Consider the following 14,780-nt stretch of genomic DNA (forward strand, 5'->3'; position numbering starts at 1 on the left):
TGCAGTAATGGGCTGTTTACACGGTGGTGAAATGAAATTTGCCAAAGTTCAGTTCATATGATATTTATTTCAAATGGTACAGGCCTGATGGCTCACTTTATGAGACAGAGTTTACTAAGAATAGCCGCGCCATTCTCGGGTATAAAGAAGGGACAACGTATGGTTCCTTTGGAGCTATAGACATAAGTGGTTTTGAGCCAGCCGAGAATCCGGGTCTATGGAAAGTAAGAGTCTATTTTGAAGGAGATTTAGTCAAGGAAATTCCATTTTACGTAACGAAGAACACCCTGATAAAGGATCAGTCCGTCACATATGCGCTGGAAGCAAATATGATCTCTGACAACAGAGAGATCGAGAGTTACTTTGAGAACGGCTTTGCCTCGGATGTTGTTGGGAGGTTTGCGGGAGCAGAAGATATCAGCGGTATTGGTGATATAGAATGGGTAAAAACTACCGTCATAGATAATTCTGCAGAAGGGAGAATACAGGATACACTGAAACTAAAAGGGAAGGGTTCTATTGATGCAGAGCAGCGGACTATTTCTGACGCATTTCTGTCAACATTTATTCCAACAATAGGGATCGACGAGGACTTTACGATCCAAACAGGTTCTGGTGATCCGTTCCCTTCGCAACTTGCCTTTGACAGGATCATTGACATAAACATCGGCGGCTCAAATATCAAAGCATTCGTGTTTTCAGGCAACAAGAAACTGGTGGAAGGAGATGCTTCTACTGACATGACAATGATCAGTTACTACGAAAAGGACACCGGCATACTGGTTCATTCCCTGATAACTGGCACGATCGTCGCCCCTGAGATTGGAAGCGTAAAACTTGACTTTGTGATAAAGGGTACGAAACTGAGCATACCCACTACGCTAACCATATCTTCGATCCCAAGTGAAATCCAACAAAATCAGGACGTATCTGTGAGCGGTACGATAAGTCCACCTGTCAATGAAGGGCAGGTTGTATTGACCTATAATAAGAACGATGCCAGCGATGAACCAATCAAGAGGACTGTGACTGTATCGAACGGGGCGTTTTCTGATACTTACAAGATGGACAAAGATGGCTCTTATTCAGTGACAGCGGAATACCTAGGGTCAGGAGCCTATCTATCGTCAGCGACTAACGCAGTAACTTTAACTGTTGCCCCTTCAGGTTGTCTAATCGCAACGGCGGCGTTTGGTTCGGAATTAACCCCTCAGGTGCAGTTCCTTAGAAACTTTAGGGATAATCACATTCTCTCAACCGCAGCAGGATCCAGTTTCATGAATGTATTCAACTCATGGTACTATTCGTTCAGCCCGTCCGTTGCTGATTATGAGCGTGGACAGCCATGGCTGCAGCAAACTGTAAAGACCGCCATTTACCCGCTGCTTGGAATTCTGTCAGTATCCGAAAAAGCATACTCTTCGATACCGGGAGAATACGGAGCCGTAACGGCAGGCATTATTGCCAGCTCAATGATAGGAGCAGTTTATTTCTGGCCAGCAGCGTTCGCGGCGGAAAGATTTGGCAAGCGAAAAATAATGAGCTACCGCGTTATGACAATCTTCGCTGGAGCGTGTATATTAGCTGTTGTCATATCCGTGTTTGTAGCGAACCCGGTTGCTCTGATGACAACTACATCTTTCCTTGTTTTGACCGTTGTTGCGATTTCGGCATTATCTTCTGCAAGGCTGATAAGGTATGTGATAAGTAGGATAATCAAAAAATAGCAGGATCGCTCCTGCCTAAAGATAAAAAACACGAAGTTATATAGCCGCCCCAATGGTTTCTGCCGTCATAGGACTCGCACCCGCTGTAGAACCGTGTTCCTCGGCCCGCTTTTCTTCAAGGCTCCGCTTTGCACGCATGCCTGGGATGTCTCCTTGGCAGTTGCACCTGCAGCTACAACCACAAATAAAAAGTAAAATACGCTGCATCATATTTACACGTCACAAAAGAAATTCGGCGCCAAGGCTGGAATACACCGCATTGCAGTGCATGCCTTGTGCCTATATCCCCGTTCATCCATTATAGCCCTGAAAGAGAATGGAGAGCGTATCAAAATCTGGAAGCATGCCACCTTCGTCGATACTTTCGATCATAGGCGGGGCGTTGATGCTGGCAGGCGGCATACTGGCGCTATCTATGTTTGGCGTATGGAGCCAGGCGGGGATGCCCGGATGGGGCGGAGGAATGATGGGTGGCAGCGGCGGGGGATGGGGAATGATGATGGGCGGAGGAGGATCGCCCGGCGCATTCATGTGGATGGCAGTAGGGGTGGTGTCTGCAATCTCGATAGGCGCCGGCATAGTGTCGATCCTGGGCGGGTACTCGATCTACAAAAAGCCCGCAAGCGCGGGCGCGTGGGGAGCCGCGGTGCTGGTCGCAGGCATCGTTGGCCTGTTTGGCATGGGCGGCTTTTTCATAGGCCCGATACTTGGGATAATCGGCGGCATACTGGCCCTGGTCAAAAGATAGCCGTGCAGCATATTCTTTTGTCCTGCATGGCTATACTGTCGCTATCCTGAACTGCGCTTTTTTTCCGTCCTGCCCCTAGGCAGCATTTTCTGGCGTGTATGCAGTCCCCGCAGCCGCATCGTTGTCGGCCTTCCATTCCTTCGACCCCAGGTACTTTAGCCTGTACAGGCCGCCTGTCGCGTGGAACGCGCTGTCAAATTCGACTCCTGCGTCCTTCCATGCGCTTTCAAGCCAGCTGTAGCCTATGGCCGCATCTGCCGCCCTGTACGAGTTCGAGTCCTCTGCCAGGTCGACCCTGGAGTACCGGCCGGGCCTGGTCGAAGGGGTGTAGCTGGAAAGCCCTCCCTTTATGAATGCGACAAACTCGCCGGGCGTGCCAAACAGCCTGGATTTTTGCAGCCTGCTTCCCTCTGCCGCCGGCCTGACGGTGGCCGCAAAGAGTCGCCGACCGTCCGGGTACCTTGCGTCGATGCTGACGCCTGTGGTGGCGGTGGCGGCAGCAGACTCGTTGATGGACGCCCTGACAAGCGGCATCTCGCCGGCAAAAAGCCTCGTTCCAAGCCTGCTGACTACTGGCACGTCCGTGCTCCTCCCAAGTATGTACACGGAAGGCTCTGGCCGCGCGCCCGACGCGTCGGTCACCGCGCACCTGTATGCGCACGAAATCGAGTCGATGCCTGCAAACGTCGGCAGCGGCCACAATGTCACGCCCTTTAGCCTCAACAGGCAAAACGACACGACCCCCGACCCGTTCACAAGCCTCGGCCTGAGCCATCCGCCCGGCGGAAGGCGCTCCTGCAACGCGTCCGGGTCGACGCGGAAGTTGAAAAGGTACCTGTCTACAAGCTGGCCGTACACGGACGGGCTGATGAGCGTTCCTGCTGTCATGGCTGTGCTACCACCACCTCGCTTATTAATATTTGGTTGGCCGTCCAACCAATTATCAATAAATACCTGCGCCCGTTAGGGACAGCGTGCCACGGAAAAAGCAGGGGAAAGCAGGCAGCAGCGGCGGCGGGCAGGAAAAGGCAGGCAGGATCCTCGAAGCGGCCGTACAGGTGCTTTCAAAAAAGGGCTACGAGAGCACGACCATCAACGACATTGCAGACAGGGCCGGGATCAGCCGGGGGCTCTTGCACTATTATTTCAAGGACAAGGAGGATCTGGTCGCAAACGCCCTGTCGTTTGGCTTTGGGCCCATGTGGGACGCGTCTATAGGCAGCCTCTCCTCTGCAAGGTCGCCTTCCGAGCTGGCCGACAGGATGGTGGAGGTGCTGAAAAAAAACGTGAAGGAGAACCCCGACTTTTCTGCGCTGCTCTTTGAAATGTGGGTCAGCGGCAGGCGCAGCGCCAAGATAAGAAAGGTGTTTGCAGACGGGCTGAACGAGGCTATCACAAGGCTGACTGTGCTGCTCGGGATTGCAAACTCGCTTGGCGTCATCAGGATAAACCCTTCCGACGCCGAAGGGCTGGTGCGGATCCTCTTTGCGCTGTACCACGGCCTTGCGATCCAGCTCCTGACTAGCCCGGAAAAGGCAGATGACGAAAGGATCTGGCAGCCCGTGCGGAAAACCCTGCTGTCTGCGCTGGGCGGGACGACGGCCTAGGCCATGACACATTCGCTGTTTCTCCTGAATATCGTGGCAAACACTTATCACTGGCTTGCCACGTCAAGCGCTGACGTATATGGCGCTCAAGAAATGCATCAACTGCAAGCAGGAAGTTGACGAATCAAATTTCGTAGGCAACCAGTGCAAGGACTGCCACGCGGCGTACATGGAGTCGCTCGGCGGCGAGGATCAGTATTCGTCATAGTAGCACTGCCGCGCAGTCCGAGTTAGTAAGATTATATTATATTGTCCCCGGCAAAAAACTGGGGCACCGTGAGCACAGAAAAAAAGAGCTTTCCGCTGGCTGAAGACGAGTGGCAGGTCATTCTCGACTCCCTGAGCAACACCGTCTTTAACGAAGAGCTCACCGAGGAAGCAAGGAAAAAGGCCAAGGACCTGTTTGTCAAGCTGCAGAAAGAGCTGCCAAGAAAGTAATAAAAAAGGGAGGCCGCTCTACCTGTGACCGTTGAATTCAGACTTTGAAGCAAGGCTGCAGGATCTCGAAAAGAGGGTGGCCCTGCTGGAGCAGCAGAGGCAGGCAGGGGGTTCTGGCACAGGGGGCAGAACGTCGTCATCATCATCTGCTGCGGATGCGGACCAGCTGATCGCAAAGAACGTGGACGGGATCGGCACGCAGGATCTGATACTTGTCGCCCTCTGGACCAAAAAGCCGCAGATGACAAAGGCAGAGATCAGGGCGGTGCTGCAGGACTGGGGGAAGGCGTTTGGCAGCTGGTTTGAAGGCGGCAACTTTTCAGGCAGGCTGGTCAGGGCCGGCCTAGTCAAAAAGGACGGCGAGCGCGAAGGCGAAGACCTGTTTGCCCTGACCAAAAAGGGCGAGGTCAGCGCGCAGGAGATACTGGACAACCTGAAAAAAGACAGGTAACTAATTTTAGCTGCGCTCGTACAGAATGCGGTTCCAGAATCGTGATAAGGAATGCACGCATGCACGTCGCCAAGCGTATGAAAATGATAGGACACGGGGACAAGGCGACAATGACAACAACAACGGTAGCATTCCTGCCGCCGTCATTGATGCTGATATTGTTGTTGTTGCCGGCGGCGCTGTCATTGGTGCCGGGCAGTGCAGAGGCGACGACGACGATAACAACGACAACCACCGCGGGGCAGAACGTCAAAGTAAACGCAGTCTCGCTATCGGGTAAAGCCCTGAACATGTGGGTCGCAGTCCGGGACGGGGAACAACGACTGTCAAGGCGGGGTTCACGCCGTTTGCTTTTTCTACAGCCGCTGCCGCCGGCTCATCGCCCGCCCCGCTGGTAGTGGTGAGGGTGGCAGACTATGGCAGCTATGTCTTTGACCACTGGGAGAACGGGAGCACGAGCAGGTACAGAACCGTGTCTGCCGCAGACTCGGTGATGACTGCCTACTACAGGGAGGGCGCGGCGCGACAGACGTACAGCCTGACGGTCAAGTCGGTGGCACTCGACGACAACGGGTCCGAGCTGTCCGGCATGTGGGCTACAGTGCGGCCTGGAGGCTCGGCTGCTACCACTGCTGCTACCACTGCTGCTACTACTGTGGTCAAGAGCGGCTATACTCCGTTTACCTACGTCGGCGGCGCAGGCACGTATTCCCTCACTGCAAGCGACTATGGGCAGTACCTGTTCTCGCACTGGGAGGACGGCAGCACCGAAAGGACGCGCACAGTGAGCATTGGCCCGGACGCGGCATCGTCAACAACAACAACGGCAGTCGCCGTCGCATACTACAAGAAAGAGGCCGTGTGACGACAGGCGCGACCTCTCCTCTCGATGGCTTTTGATGGCGCTAGAGTGCATACCTTGCCGCCGCTGCTGCAGCGGCTATCCTTCTCTCTCCTCTTTCTTCTCCCTCTGGATGGCGCCTCGGGTTCCTTGCCTTGCTGCGCAGTATGAACCTGCAGCATGGGCACCTTGCCCCCTCCCACTGGATAAAGATGTCGCACACCTGGCAGCGCTTGTTGGCGTCTGAATACCTGGCCTTGGACCTGTAGTGGATGCACATGCCCTTGCAGACCATCGCGCAAAAGCCAATCTGGGCGTGCTATTAACCGGTGGGAATATTGTGCATTGCACTGCAATCGGATTACTGAAATAACCTGCCCCCGCTCCCATGCACGGTTAGTGATATAACATAGTATGCTGGCTGCAAGGATGCACGAATACCAAAAGCCGCTTGCGGTGGAAGAGGGCGTGCCTGTCACGTCGCCGGGACAGGGAGAGGGCGTGCTGGTCAGGGTCGGCGGCGCCGGCCTGTGCCACAGCGACCTGCACCTCATGGGCGGCGAGTGGAAGGACGCAATACCGCTTCCGCTCCCAATGACGCCGGGCCACGAGGTCGCCGGCTGGGTCGAGGAAGTGGGCAAGGGTGTCCCACCCGGTATGTTTTCAAAAGGCGACGTGGTGGCAGTCTTTGGCGGGTGGGGGTGCGGGGCCTGCCCCGTCTGCAAGCGTGGCGACGAGCAGATGTGCCCCAAGGCGCAGTGGCCGGGCCTTTCCCGCTACGACGGAGGCTATGCCCAGTTCATCTACGTGCCTTCGTACAGGTTCCTCGTCAAGGCCGGCCCGCACGTCAGGCCGCAAGAGCTTGCGCCGCTGACAGACGCAGGGCTGACCCCTTACAGGGCGATAAGGAGGTTCCGCCATCTCCTGCTTCCCGGCACGGCAGTAGCAGTGGTGGGGATAGGCGGCCTCGGGTCGTACGGCATCCAGTACGCCAAGCTCCTGGGCCCAAACTCGCTTGCCATCGCCATCGACAGGAGCGAGAAAAAGCTCGACCTGGCAAGGAGCAAGCTTGGAGCCGACCACGCCGTGGCAATCTCTGGGCAGGCGCGCAAGGAGGTGATGGAGCTGACCGGCGGCCGCGGCGTGGACCTGGTGGTAGACTGCGTCGGGACAGAGAGCACGATAGCGCTTTCGGCCAGCATACTTGCCCGGAGCGGCGCGCTGGCAGTGGCCGGCCTCTTTGGGTCCAAGATAACCGTCCCGCTCATGCCTGCGGTGATAAACGAGCACGTCGTGACGGGATCGCTTTGGGGCAACTATAACGAGCTTGCAGAAGTGGTCGCGCTCGCCTCTCAGGGCAAGGTGCGCCACGTAGTGCAGACGTTCCGGCTGGGCGACATCAATAAAGCTGTGGAAGAGCTCAGAGAGGGCCGGATTGCCGGCAGGGCAGTCATCGTGCCTGAGAACCACTAGTGGTCGCTGCCGCTGCTGCCGCCGCTGCAGTTTTCATCACCACGTCCCAGGGGGTCACCACTACCACCGTCCTGTTGTCGTCTATGAATATGCACGGGGTACTGATGTCTGCGAGCAGGCGCGCGGCCTCGGCCGCGGTGGCCCCTGCCGCTGCCTGCACGCCCCTGACCGGCTCGAGGGCTTTCGCCCTGACCGTTTCAAAGCCTTCAAACCCGTGCCGGGTGGACCTCTCGCTTGCGTCGTGGCTGAGCAGGTATTCCAGCACCTTCCTGTCGTTTAGCACGTAGGGGCCGTCACGCTCCATGAACACGAGGTTCCTGACGCCCCTTTCGACCATGAGGCGTAGCGAGTCAAGCACGCTCGTGTCATCGTTGCCTGTCACGACCTGCGAGCCCAGAAGCGCCGCCTTTTCGCCCGAAGTCACCGTGCCCAAAAGGTCTCTGACAGAGAGCGACGCCACGACCTTGCCGCCGTGGGCCACGGGCACGAACGCGAATTTTGTCTCCCTGAAAATGTCAAGCGCGGCTTTTACGGGGTCGCCGGACTGCACGGGGCGCTCCAGCGGGTCCATGATGTCTTCTGCCCTGGCGTCAAGCCACCCCTCCCTTGCGTCGAGTATGTGGCGCGCAAGGGCATAGCCGCCTATCCTCCCAGCTAGCCTGTCGCCTTCGAGCACTACCAGGCCGTCTGCATAGATCTGCGGCCCGATGGCAAGGAACGTGGCTACCTGCAGCATCGGGTCCTTGGGGCCTACGAACAGCAGCGGCCTGCGGAATATCTGGGGCGCGGCCCCGATTATTGTCCTTGCCTCCTCCGGCGAGGTCATTGCTGCTGGCGGCGGTGGCGGCGGTGGCGGTGATGCTCCTGGCTCCACGCCACGGTCACGGCAACCCGGGGGATAAAGTATGCGAATCTAGTGCATTGCACTGTACTGCATCTCATCTCGCTGCCATCATAGTCATCGTCGTCACCATGATGTCTGGGCGCTCTGTATCTTTCTTGGACGCTATCTTGCTCCTCATCTCTGGGCTGATGGTCGCAGGGTGTGTCCATGCCGTGGTCGCGCTGCGCGTCTATCCTGTCCCGCATCTCTCTCTCTCTCGCTCTCGGCGCTGGCCGTAAAACCGCAGTTGGACCACGCGTCGCTGCACCTGAACTTTAGCGGCATGCTGTGCTTTCTGGCGTCCTGCTAGAATAATATATCCAGTGTTGCGCCGCGCGTACACTGTCAGTCTTTCCGGTATGTCACACCGGGCTGGGGCTCGCCGCCGCTGCCGCCGCTACCGTCCTTCAACCTGATCACGATGGTGTCGCTTGCCCTGTTGAATATGCGCTGGCGCTTTTCGTTGGTGAATATCCAGCCGAGGAGCACGTCTATGGGCAGAAGGAACGCCTTGCCAAAGCTCTGGATTGCCGCGCTCTTTACGTCCGGCGCCTTGCTGCCTGACAGGTCAGTCGTCTTTATCTTTAGCAGCTTTTTGCCTATTGACTGGCCCCTGGTCGACTCGAAGAACAGCCAGTAGAAAAAGAACACCGTGCTGGTCACCGCGTAGTGGAGCGGCCCGCCAAACGGGTCTGCGGCGTCCCACCACTCCCTGCCGCTCATCATCCTGCCAAACCAGAACGGGAACGCGGCCGCTGCAAACGTAGCATTGACGACAATGCTTACGATGATAAAGTCGATGAGCCACGCAAGGAACCTGTCGCTCCACTTTGCAAGCAGCACCTCTGGCTGGCTCGCCGCGCCTTCCGGGGAGGTAGGGGCCGAACTCATATGTCTCTCTCTCTATCTTTCCTTCTTACCACTTCCGAGGATATAACGGATCGGTGTATTTTTTTCAAAAAAAAGAAAGAGGAAAGGAAAGAGGAGAGCGGAAGGAAGGAAGGCTGCGGGGCCTTTAACTGGCAGCCGCCGTTACTTTTTCCATCTCCTTGCCGCAAGCGTGCCATGCATGCACTACCTGGTCTCCCTGGGCGTAGGCGCTGTTATTGCTGTATATGGGTCCGTCAAGGCCGTCGTCGCAGATAGCAGGCCCGATGCTGCCGCAAGCAGGGCTGCAAGTAAGAGAATTGTTTCATGGCGATGTAGGCCGTCCTCTGGATTTAATGCTAGTGCGTTCAGGCAGGGTAGAGCCATTCGATCCTTGCTAGCCTCCTGCCCGCACCAGCAGGTTCAAGAGGTAGCCCACCACGAACGCGACGACGGCCGCTATCCCGCCGACGAGGAGCGTGCCTATTCCAGAACGCAAAAGCGGCCTGTCCACTATTCTGCCCTTTATCGCGCCTATCATGAAAAAGGCGATCCCGGTAAACACCGACGAATAGATGAACGCGTCCTGAGAGCTCGCAGCCGTGGCGCCGGACGCAAACAGCGCGATAAATGGCAGCAGCGGGATCACGCCTATGGCGTTGAACGCTGCAAAGGTGGTTAGCGCGGTGTCGCGCGCCCGCTTGCTCTCGTCTTCTATCAGTCCAAGCTCCTCCTTCATCATGGTGTCCACCCAGACCTTGCGGCGCGAGGTGATGATGCGCACTATCTCCTCAAGTATCTCGTCCTTGAAGCCCTTGCCGGCGTAAATGTCGCGGATTTCCTGCTTTTCCTGCTCTGCCAGGTTGTCTATCTCCCACTCCTCCCTCCTCCTCATCTGGTCGATGTACTCTTTTTGCGACTTGGTCGCAAGGTAGTTTCCGACTGCCATGGAAAAGCCGTCTGCAAAGAGGTTTGCAAAGCCGAGGATCAGGACTATGGCTGGCGAAAGGGAGGCCCCTATCACGCCGGCCACCACCGCAAAGGTCGTCACCGCGCCGTCCGTGGCGCCGTATACAAAATCCTGCAGGTGCCACTTCATTATTCTCCCACCTCCGCCGGCCCTCCTCCTCTCCTTTCTTTTTTCGCTTTCTTCTGGAGCCGCCGCGCCGCAGCGGCAACTGTAACCTTGTATGCCACCACCGCCGAGCCGGCGGCAGCGGCCCCAGCAGCGGCAGTCGCGGCGTCAAACTGCGCAAGCATGGCCACCGAGCTGGCAAGCCCGAGGCCTGCAAGGAGCGGGAACCTTCCAATCGCCACCGGCGAGCGAAACGGCCTTTCCATCTCCGGTTTTTTGTACCTGAGCCATATGAGCGAGAGGTTGACAAACGCGTAAATGATAAAGATGCCAAACACGGCCACCCTTGCCACCGCGTCTATCCTGCCAGACGACGCCGCGACGACTGCGACTGCAGCCACGCCGGCAGCAGCCACTGCCTTGTAGGGCGTCCTGGTCTTTGGGTGGACGGCTGCAAGCGACGCGGGAAGCGCCCCGTAGCCAGACATGCCAAACATTATGCGCGACCCTGCGATGAGGAGCATCAGCACCGTGTTCGTGGTTGCAAATAGCGAGATGGCAGACAAAAGGACGGTGCCGGTACGGCCAAAAGCCTTTTCTGCGGCAAGGGCAAGCGGCGCGTCGGACGACGAGAGCGCCTCCCACCCGGCGAGTGCGACTGCAGCCACTGCCACGAGCACATAGATGGCAGTCGTGATGGCTATCGAGGCCACGAGGGCGACCGGGATCACCCTGCGCGCGTTCTTTGTCTCTTCGGCCACGTTTGCCAGGTTCTCAAACCCGAAATACGCAAAGAACACGAGGCCGACTGCGCCAAGCAGGGCGCCGGCGGCAAGAGCCGGCGAGGTGATTGCAGGGGGCATCTCGAAATAGTCCACCGTGGCTACCGGCTGCCCGGAAGAAAACATCCACAGCCCCGCCCCGATGATGATGGCCAGGCCCGCTATCTCTATTATCGTAAACGTCGTGTTCGTCCACACCGACTCTCTTATCCCGACAAAGTTCACCGCAGAGAGCCCTGCCACCAAGAGCGCGGCCACGAGAACCGGGTTTGCCCCCGGCACAAAGCTTGCGAAATAGCCTGAAAAGCCTATGGCCACCGCCGCGGCAGAGACGAGGGCCACGAACACCACCAGCCAGCCGGTCACGAACGCAAAGAGCTCGCTGCCAAACGCGCTCTTGACGTACACGTACTCGGCCGCGCTCCTGGGGAATACTGACGACAGCTCGGCGTAGCTGAGGCCGGTAAAGGCCGCTATCACGGCGGCAATCACAAACGAGATCCACATCGCGTTGCCTGCGATGCCTGCCACGTCGCCTATCAGGACGTAGATGCCCGCCCCAAGTATCAGGCCGGTGCCGTACATTATCGCCTGGAAAAGGCCGATCCCCTGCCTAAGCTGCGCGCCTTCCTTTGCCAACAGGTGCTCTGCTGCTCCTTATATCTTTCTCACTACTTGATGACAAGGACTGGCACTTTAGAGTTTTGCAGCACCGCGCTCGACACGCTTCCCATCAGCAGGCCCCTGAAACCTCCAAGCCCCCTTCTGCCGACGACTATCATGTCTGCGCCCTTTGCCTTGGCCGTGTACAGGATGATGTTGGCGGGGTGGCCCTTTGCCACTATCGTCTCGGCCTTGACGCCGCGCCTCTCTGCCAGGGTGGCATAGTCTGCCAGCAGCACCCTTGCGTCCTTTTCCATGAGCGCCTCGACCGACGCCATCATGTCCCTGCGGGCGGCCACGAGCGGCAGCTTTTCCACCACCATGAGGATGTAGACCGTCGCGCCCATCTCGCGGGCCATCTCCAGCGCCGCGTCAAGCGCCTTTTTTGCGCACGCAGACCCGTCGACTGCGACAAGGATGCGCGAGGGCGACGGTTTTGCCGGCTTTGGAGGGGCCTGTGACGGCGAGGATGATGATGGTGGTGATGGTGATGATGATGGCGGCGGCATCAAAGCATCATCTCATCCCATCTCATTCCCTGCCGCCTGGCAGGTATATCTCACTCATCATGAACTCGCTGAGCCTTTCGTACATGGGCTTGTACTCGACCAGCACGTTGTCGCTGAGGATCCCCGAGAGAAGCGCCTGGCTCTTTATTATCGCCCTGAAAATGTCCTTGTCCGTCACTATCCCGACCATCTTGCCGCCGCTGTCTACAACGGGCAGCCTGCGTATGTTCCTTGCCTCCATTGCCTGTATGGCGTCCCGAAGCGACGTCATGACGTGGGCAGTCACCACCGGCTTTTTCATGACGTCCTTTACCGGCGCCGCAAAAGACGTCTGCGGCGACCCGACCAGCTTGACAATGTCGCGCTCGGTTATGATGCCCTTGATGCTCACGCCGTCCTCCCCAGTCACAACTATGCTCCCGATGCCGTGCTCTGTCATCATGGCTGCGACTGCCCTTATCGTCTGCCCCTCCCTTGCCGTCTTGACCTGCTTGGTCATTATGCTGGAAACTGGCATCGACTCTATGCTCATATACGTGCTCTTGTTGGTAATGCAAAATATTTGACACTTGGGTTTCTAGTGCATTGCACTGCATACACCTACGTTATATCGGCCTCCATGCATCCCGGTCACATGGGTCGAGGAGCGTCCGAAAGCAGCAGCAATAGCGGTAGTAGTAGTGTTGGTAGTGGCGGTGGTAGTAACAGTAACAGTTACCTTGACAGAAAGGTGGCCGACGTCGCAGAAAAGCAGGTCGTGATGCTGGACGAGTCGACCACCGTGGCCGAGGCGGTCAAGATCATGCGCCAGAACGACGTGTCAAGCGTGTTTGTCAGCCGCAAGGGGGTCCCGGTGGGGATAGTGACAGAGCGCGACGTCCTCTACAGGGTGGTGGCAGAGAGCAGGGGGCCCTTCAAGGTAGCCCTCAAGGATGTCATGAGCTCGCCCCTGGTCACGATCGACGGCTCTGCCACGGTCCGGGACGCAATCTCTCTGATGAGGCAGAAAGGCATAAGGCGCCTGCCAGTGGTCGCCCCCGGCGCCGGGGTGGGAAAAGAAAAGGCGATGCTCGGGCTTGTCACCCTCAAGTCGGTGGTAGGCAACATGCCAAGCAGGAGCGTCGAGCTTGCCGACGTGGTTTCTGTACCGTCCTCTTCCGGCAAGGCGGCACTGGCGGTGGTGTGCCCGTACTGCGGCTCCTCGTTTGAAGGCAAGCAGGACCTCTCAAAGCATATAGACAGGCTGCACATCGGGGCCGGCCTGCTCGAAGGCGACCTGCGACAGATGTAGAGAGATAAATAAAAAAAGAGGCGTCAGTCCCGGCCAAAGCTTTAATTCAACAGCCGCCCTGTACTGGTGGCGTTGGAGAAAGAGGAGAGAGGCGCAAGAGTGGAAAGCAGTAGCAGCCGCCAGCCGGATCGCAAGACCCGCAGCGTCACGTTCAGGGTGGACTCGGCGGTAATCGACGAGCTCCAAGCCGAGTCTGACAGCCGCGAGATATCTCTCAACGTGCTTGTCAACCAGGTGTTGAAGCGGTACGCCGAGTGGGACAGGTACGAGAACAAGATCGGGATGATGCCCGTTCCAAAGGCGATGCTTTCCATTCTCATCGACCAGTCGATCGCGATAGCAAGGGCAGAGGGGATAAAAGACATCGAGCACTACAGGGCAGACATCATCCGGCAGGCGGCCCGGATCGCTTTTGACCTCATGAAGGATTCCGTGCTCTTTATGAAAAAGCAGTACAACCTCTGGGTCGTGCTCTCGGTGCTGCAGGAGTACATGAAGGTCTCCGGGATAAAGTCCGACCACCGCATAGAGGGCTCTGACAGGCACGTCTTTGTCATCCAGCACGAGCTGGGCGAGAACTGGTCGCTCTTTACAAAGGAGCTCCTGACGCTGATATTTGAAAAGCTGGCAAACGTCCGGGCCGAGATCAGCGTCACCCCGAACACCACGATTGCCTCGGTCGTGCTGCGGTAAAGAAGAAGAAGAAAAAGGTAGGAAAGAAAGAGAGCTCTGCATGGCACTGCATACCTACAGGTTATCTATTGTAGGGGCGAAGCTGTGTTCAGGCAAAAGGGTGCACAAAAAAATGAGCGAACCCAGGTCGCAGCCGCGCACGGTCGAGGACGTGGTGAGGAGGTTCTTCAAGCTCATCGACTCCAAAGACCTTGCAGGGCTTTTGGACCTCTTTGAATACGACGCAACCGTCAGGGAGCCTTTCAGCCGGTCTGAGGTCCTGCGCGGGCGGTCGGAGATAGAGCCCTTTCTGAAGGTGGTGCTCATGGCAAACAGCGACATGCGCCGCCGGATACAGCTTGACCCTCACCAGCTGAGGGAAGGCCACCGCAATGGCGGCGGCAGCGGTGATGATGACGGCGACGAAGACAGCAAGGCCACGGCCACGGTCACTTTTGAAAAAGGCGACAAGGTGAGGGGCAGGTTTGCGTTTGTCCTCAACCCGCACAGCAAAAAGATTAGGTCGCTTACCATCCAGTTCTGAGCCTGGCGGCCGCGCCTCTAGCGCACGATGGTGACAGGGCAGTCTGCAGTCTCTGACACCTTTCTTGCGACGCTGCCGATGGCCTTGAGGCCGCCGCCCTTTAACTGCCTGCTCCCCATGACGATGTGGTCAGCCTTGAGCCTCCTTGCGATCCTGACTATCTCGTCTGCCGGCGAGCCGACCCCCAGCACAAAGTCCACCCTGACGCC

The 14,780-nt window shown here is 57.4% G+C and carries 20 protein-coding genes; 11 read left to right on the forward strand and 9 right to left on the reverse strand.

What is annotated here, in order from left to right:
* Positions 1 to 38 precede the first annotated feature (38 nt).
* Both WKI84_RS11410 and WKI84_RS11415 read left to right on the forward strand, forming a co-directional pair.
* On the forward strand, positions 39 to 1,727 hold the full coding sequence (locus WKI84_RS11410) for an Ig-like domain-containing protein (protein ID WP_337863682.1): 1,689 nt from the start codon (positions 39 to 41) through the stop codon (positions 1,725 to 1,727).
* Between the two features lie 343 nt (positions 1,728 to 2,070).
* Complete coding sequence (locus WKI84_RS11415; RefSeq protein ID WP_337863683.1) at positions 2,071 to 2,475, forward strand: hypothetical protein; 405 nt, start codon at positions 2,071 to 2,073, stop codon at positions 2,473 to 2,475.
* Between the two features lie 75 nt (positions 2,476 to 2,550).
* Here WKI84_RS11415 and WKI84_RS11420 read toward each other — a convergent pair whose 3' ends face one another.
* Entirely contained in the window at positions 2,551 to 3,363 is an 813-nt protein-coding gene (locus tag WKI84_RS11420) for a hypothetical protein (protein ID WP_337863684.1), read from the reverse strand.
* Positions 3,364 to 3,449: 86 nt separating this feature from the next.
* On the opposite strand from WKI84_RS11420, the gene WKI84_RS11425 reads away from it, so the two are divergent.
* From WKI84_RS11425 to WKI84_RS11445, 5 genes are all read left to right on the forward strand, one after another.
* On the forward strand, positions 3,450 to 4,082 hold the full coding sequence (locus WKI84_RS11425) for a TetR/AcrR family transcriptional regulator (protein WP_337863685.1): 633 nt from the start codon (positions 3,450 to 3,452) through the stop codon (positions 4,080 to 4,082).
* Between the two features lie 79 nt (positions 4,083 to 4,161).
* A complete protein-coding gene (locus WKI84_RS11430) occupies positions 4,162 to 4,290 on the forward strand; it encodes a hypothetical protein (RefSeq protein WP_337863686.1) in 129 nt (42 codons plus the stop codon).
* A gap of 68 nt (positions 4,291 to 4,358) precedes the next feature.
* Entirely contained in the window at positions 4,359 to 4,520 is a 162-nt protein-coding gene (locus tag WKI84_RS11435; protein WP_337863687.1) for a hypothetical protein, read from the forward strand.
* Between the two features lie 31 nt (positions 4,521 to 4,551).
* On the forward strand, positions 4,552 to 4,971 hold the full coding sequence (locus WKI84_RS11440; protein ID WP_337863688.1) for a hypothetical protein: 420 nt from the start codon (positions 4,552 to 4,554) through the stop codon (positions 4,969 to 4,971).
* 292 nt (positions 4,972 to 5,263) lie between these two features.
* On the forward strand, positions 5,264 to 5,836 hold the full coding sequence (locus WKI84_RS11445) for a hypothetical protein (RefSeq protein ID WP_337863689.1): 573 nt from the start codon (positions 5,264 to 5,266) through the stop codon (positions 5,834 to 5,836).
* Positions 5,837 to 5,876: 40 nt separating this feature from the next.
* Here WKI84_RS11445 and WKI84_RS11450 read toward each other — a convergent pair whose 3' ends face one another.
* The gene (locus WKI84_RS11450) at positions 5,877 to 6,107 is read right to left on the reverse strand and encodes a hypothetical protein (protein ID WP_337863690.1); all 231 of its coding nucleotides are present in this window, start codon (positions 6,105 to 6,107) and stop codon (positions 5,877 to 5,879) included.
* A gap of 119 nt (positions 6,108 to 6,226) precedes the next feature.
* Between WKI84_RS11450 and WKI84_RS11455 the strand changes: the two genes are divergently transcribed.
* Positions 6,227 to 7,285 carry an NAD(P)-dependent alcohol dehydrogenase gene (locus tag WKI84_RS11455; RefSeq protein ID WP_337863691.1) on the forward strand — a complete coding sequence of 353 codons (1,059 nt, stop codon included), beginning with the start codon at positions 6,227 to 6,229 and terminating at the stop codon, positions 7,283 to 7,285.
* Here WKI84_RS11455 and WKI84_RS11460 read toward each other — a convergent pair.
* The 6 genes from WKI84_RS11460 to WKI84_RS11485 form a co-directional block, all read right to left on the reverse strand.
* The gene (locus WKI84_RS11460; protein WP_337863692.1) at positions 7,263 to 8,159 is read right to left on the reverse strand and encodes a CBS domain-containing protein; all 897 of its coding nucleotides are present in this window, start codon (positions 8,157 to 8,159) and stop codon (positions 7,263 to 7,265) included. The genes WKI84_RS11455 and WKI84_RS11460 overlap by 23 nt on opposite strands.
* A gap of 354 nt (positions 8,160 to 8,513) precedes the next feature.
* Positions 8,514 to 9,059, reverse strand: coding sequence for an RDD family protein (locus tag WKI84_RS11465; protein ID WP_337863693.1), 546 nt, complete (start codon positions 9,057 to 9,059; stop codon positions 8,514 to 8,516).
* A gap of 373 nt (positions 9,060 to 9,432) precedes the next feature.
* Positions 9,433 to 10,134: a VIT1/CCC1 transporter family protein gene (locus WKI84_RS11470; protein WP_337863694.1), complete on the reverse strand. Its 702-nt coding sequence runs from the start codon at positions 10,132 to 10,134 to the stop codon at positions 9,433 to 9,435.
* Positions 10,134 to 11,531 carry an amino acid permease gene (locus WKI84_RS11475; RefSeq protein ID WP_337863695.1) on the reverse strand — a complete coding sequence of 466 codons (1,398 nt, stop codon included), beginning with the start codon at positions 11,529 to 11,531 and terminating at the stop codon, positions 10,134 to 10,136. The genes WKI84_RS11470 and WKI84_RS11475 overlap by 1 nt, the downstream gene beginning before the upstream one ends.
* Before the next feature lie 32 nt (positions 11,532 to 11,563).
* Complete coding sequence (locus WKI84_RS11480) at positions 11,564 to 12,064, reverse strand: universal stress protein (RefSeq protein ID WP_337863701.1); 501 nt, start codon at positions 12,062 to 12,064, stop codon at positions 11,564 to 11,566.
* Positions 12,065 to 12,086: 22 nt separating this feature from the next.
* Positions 12,087 to 12,596, reverse strand: coding sequence for a CBS domain-containing protein (locus WKI84_RS11485; protein ID WP_337863696.1), 510 nt, complete (start codon positions 12,594 to 12,596; stop codon positions 12,087 to 12,089).
* 102 nt (positions 12,597 to 12,698) lie between these two features.
* Between WKI84_RS11485 and WKI84_RS11490 the strand changes: the two genes are divergently transcribed.
* The 3 genes from WKI84_RS11490 to WKI84_RS11500 all read left to right on the forward strand — a co-directional run bounded on the left by WKI84_RS11490 (position 12,699) and on the right by WKI84_RS11500 (position 14,571).
* The gene (locus WKI84_RS11490; RefSeq protein WP_337863697.1) at positions 12,699 to 13,355 is read left to right on the forward strand and encodes a CBS domain-containing protein; all 657 of its coding nucleotides are present in this window, start codon (positions 12,699 to 12,701) and stop codon (positions 13,353 to 13,355) included.
* A gap of 66 nt (positions 13,356 to 13,421) precedes the next feature.
* Positions 13,422 to 14,048 (forward strand): hypothetical protein, encoded by a 627-nt coding sequence (locus tag WKI84_RS11495; RefSeq protein ID WP_337863698.1) that lies wholly within the window; start codon positions 13,422 to 13,424, stop codon positions 14,046 to 14,048.
* 112 nt (positions 14,049 to 14,160) lie between these two features.
* Entirely contained in the window at positions 14,161 to 14,571 is a 411-nt protein-coding gene (locus WKI84_RS11500; RefSeq protein ID WP_337863699.1) for a hypothetical protein, read from the forward strand.
* Between the two features lie 17 nt (positions 14,572 to 14,588).
* Here the strand turns inward: WKI84_RS11500 and WKI84_RS11505 are convergent.
* A partial coding sequence (locus WKI84_RS11505; protein ID WP_337863700.1) for a universal stress protein occupies positions 14,589 to 14,780 on the reverse strand: 192 nt, incomplete at its 5' end.

The sequence above is a fragment of the Nitrososphaera sp. genome, assembly GCF_037447015.1.
GTDB lineage: Archaea > Thermoproteota > Nitrososphaeria > Nitrososphaerales > Nitrososphaeraceae > Nitrososphaera.

Excerpts from the sequence above, each read along its gene's own strand:
- WKI84_RS11415 (WP_337863683.1), top strand. The coding sequence starts at position 2,071 with ATGCCACCTTCGTCGATACTTTCGATCATAGGCGGGGCGTTGATGCTG.
- WKI84_RS11455 (WP_337863691.1), top strand. The coding sequence starts at position 6,227 with ATGCTGGCTGCAAGGATGCACGAATACCAAAAGCCGCTTGCGGTGGAA.
- WKI84_RS11430 (WP_337863686.1), top strand. The coding sequence starts at position 4,162 with ATGGCGCTCAAGAAATGCATCAACTGCAAGCAGGAAGTTGACGAATCA.
- WKI84_RS11485 (WP_337863696.1), bottom strand. The coding sequence starts at position 12,596 with ATGAGCATAGAGTCGATGCCAGTTTCCAGCATAATGACCAAGCAGGTC.
- WKI84_RS11420 (WP_337863684.1), bottom strand. The coding sequence starts at position 3,363 with ATGACAGCAGGAACGCTCATCAGCCCGTCCGTGTACGGCCAGCTTGTA.
- WKI84_RS11500 (WP_337863699.1), top strand. The coding sequence starts at position 14,161 with ATGAGCGAACCCAGGTCGCAGCCGCGCACGGTCGAGGACGTGGTGAGG.
- WKI84_RS11470 (WP_337863694.1), bottom strand. The coding sequence starts at position 10,134 with ATGAAGTGGCACCTGCAGGATTTTGTATACGGCGCCACGGACGGCGCG.
- WKI84_RS11450 (WP_337863690.1), bottom strand. The coding sequence starts at position 6,107 with ATGGTCTGCAAGGGCATGTGCATCCACTACAGGTCCAAGGCCAGGTAT.
- WKI84_RS11490 (WP_337863697.1), top strand. The coding sequence starts at position 12,699 with ATGGGTCGAGGAGCGTCCGAAAGCAGCAGCAATAGCGGTAGTAGTAGT.
- WKI84_RS11480 (WP_337863701.1), bottom strand. The coding sequence starts at position 12,064 with ATGCCGCCGCCATCATCATCACCATCACCACCATCATCATCCTCGCCG.
- WKI84_RS11465 (WP_337863693.1), bottom strand. The coding sequence starts at position 9,059 with ATGAGTTCGGCCCCTACCTCCCCGGAAGGCGCGGCGAGCCAGCCAGAG.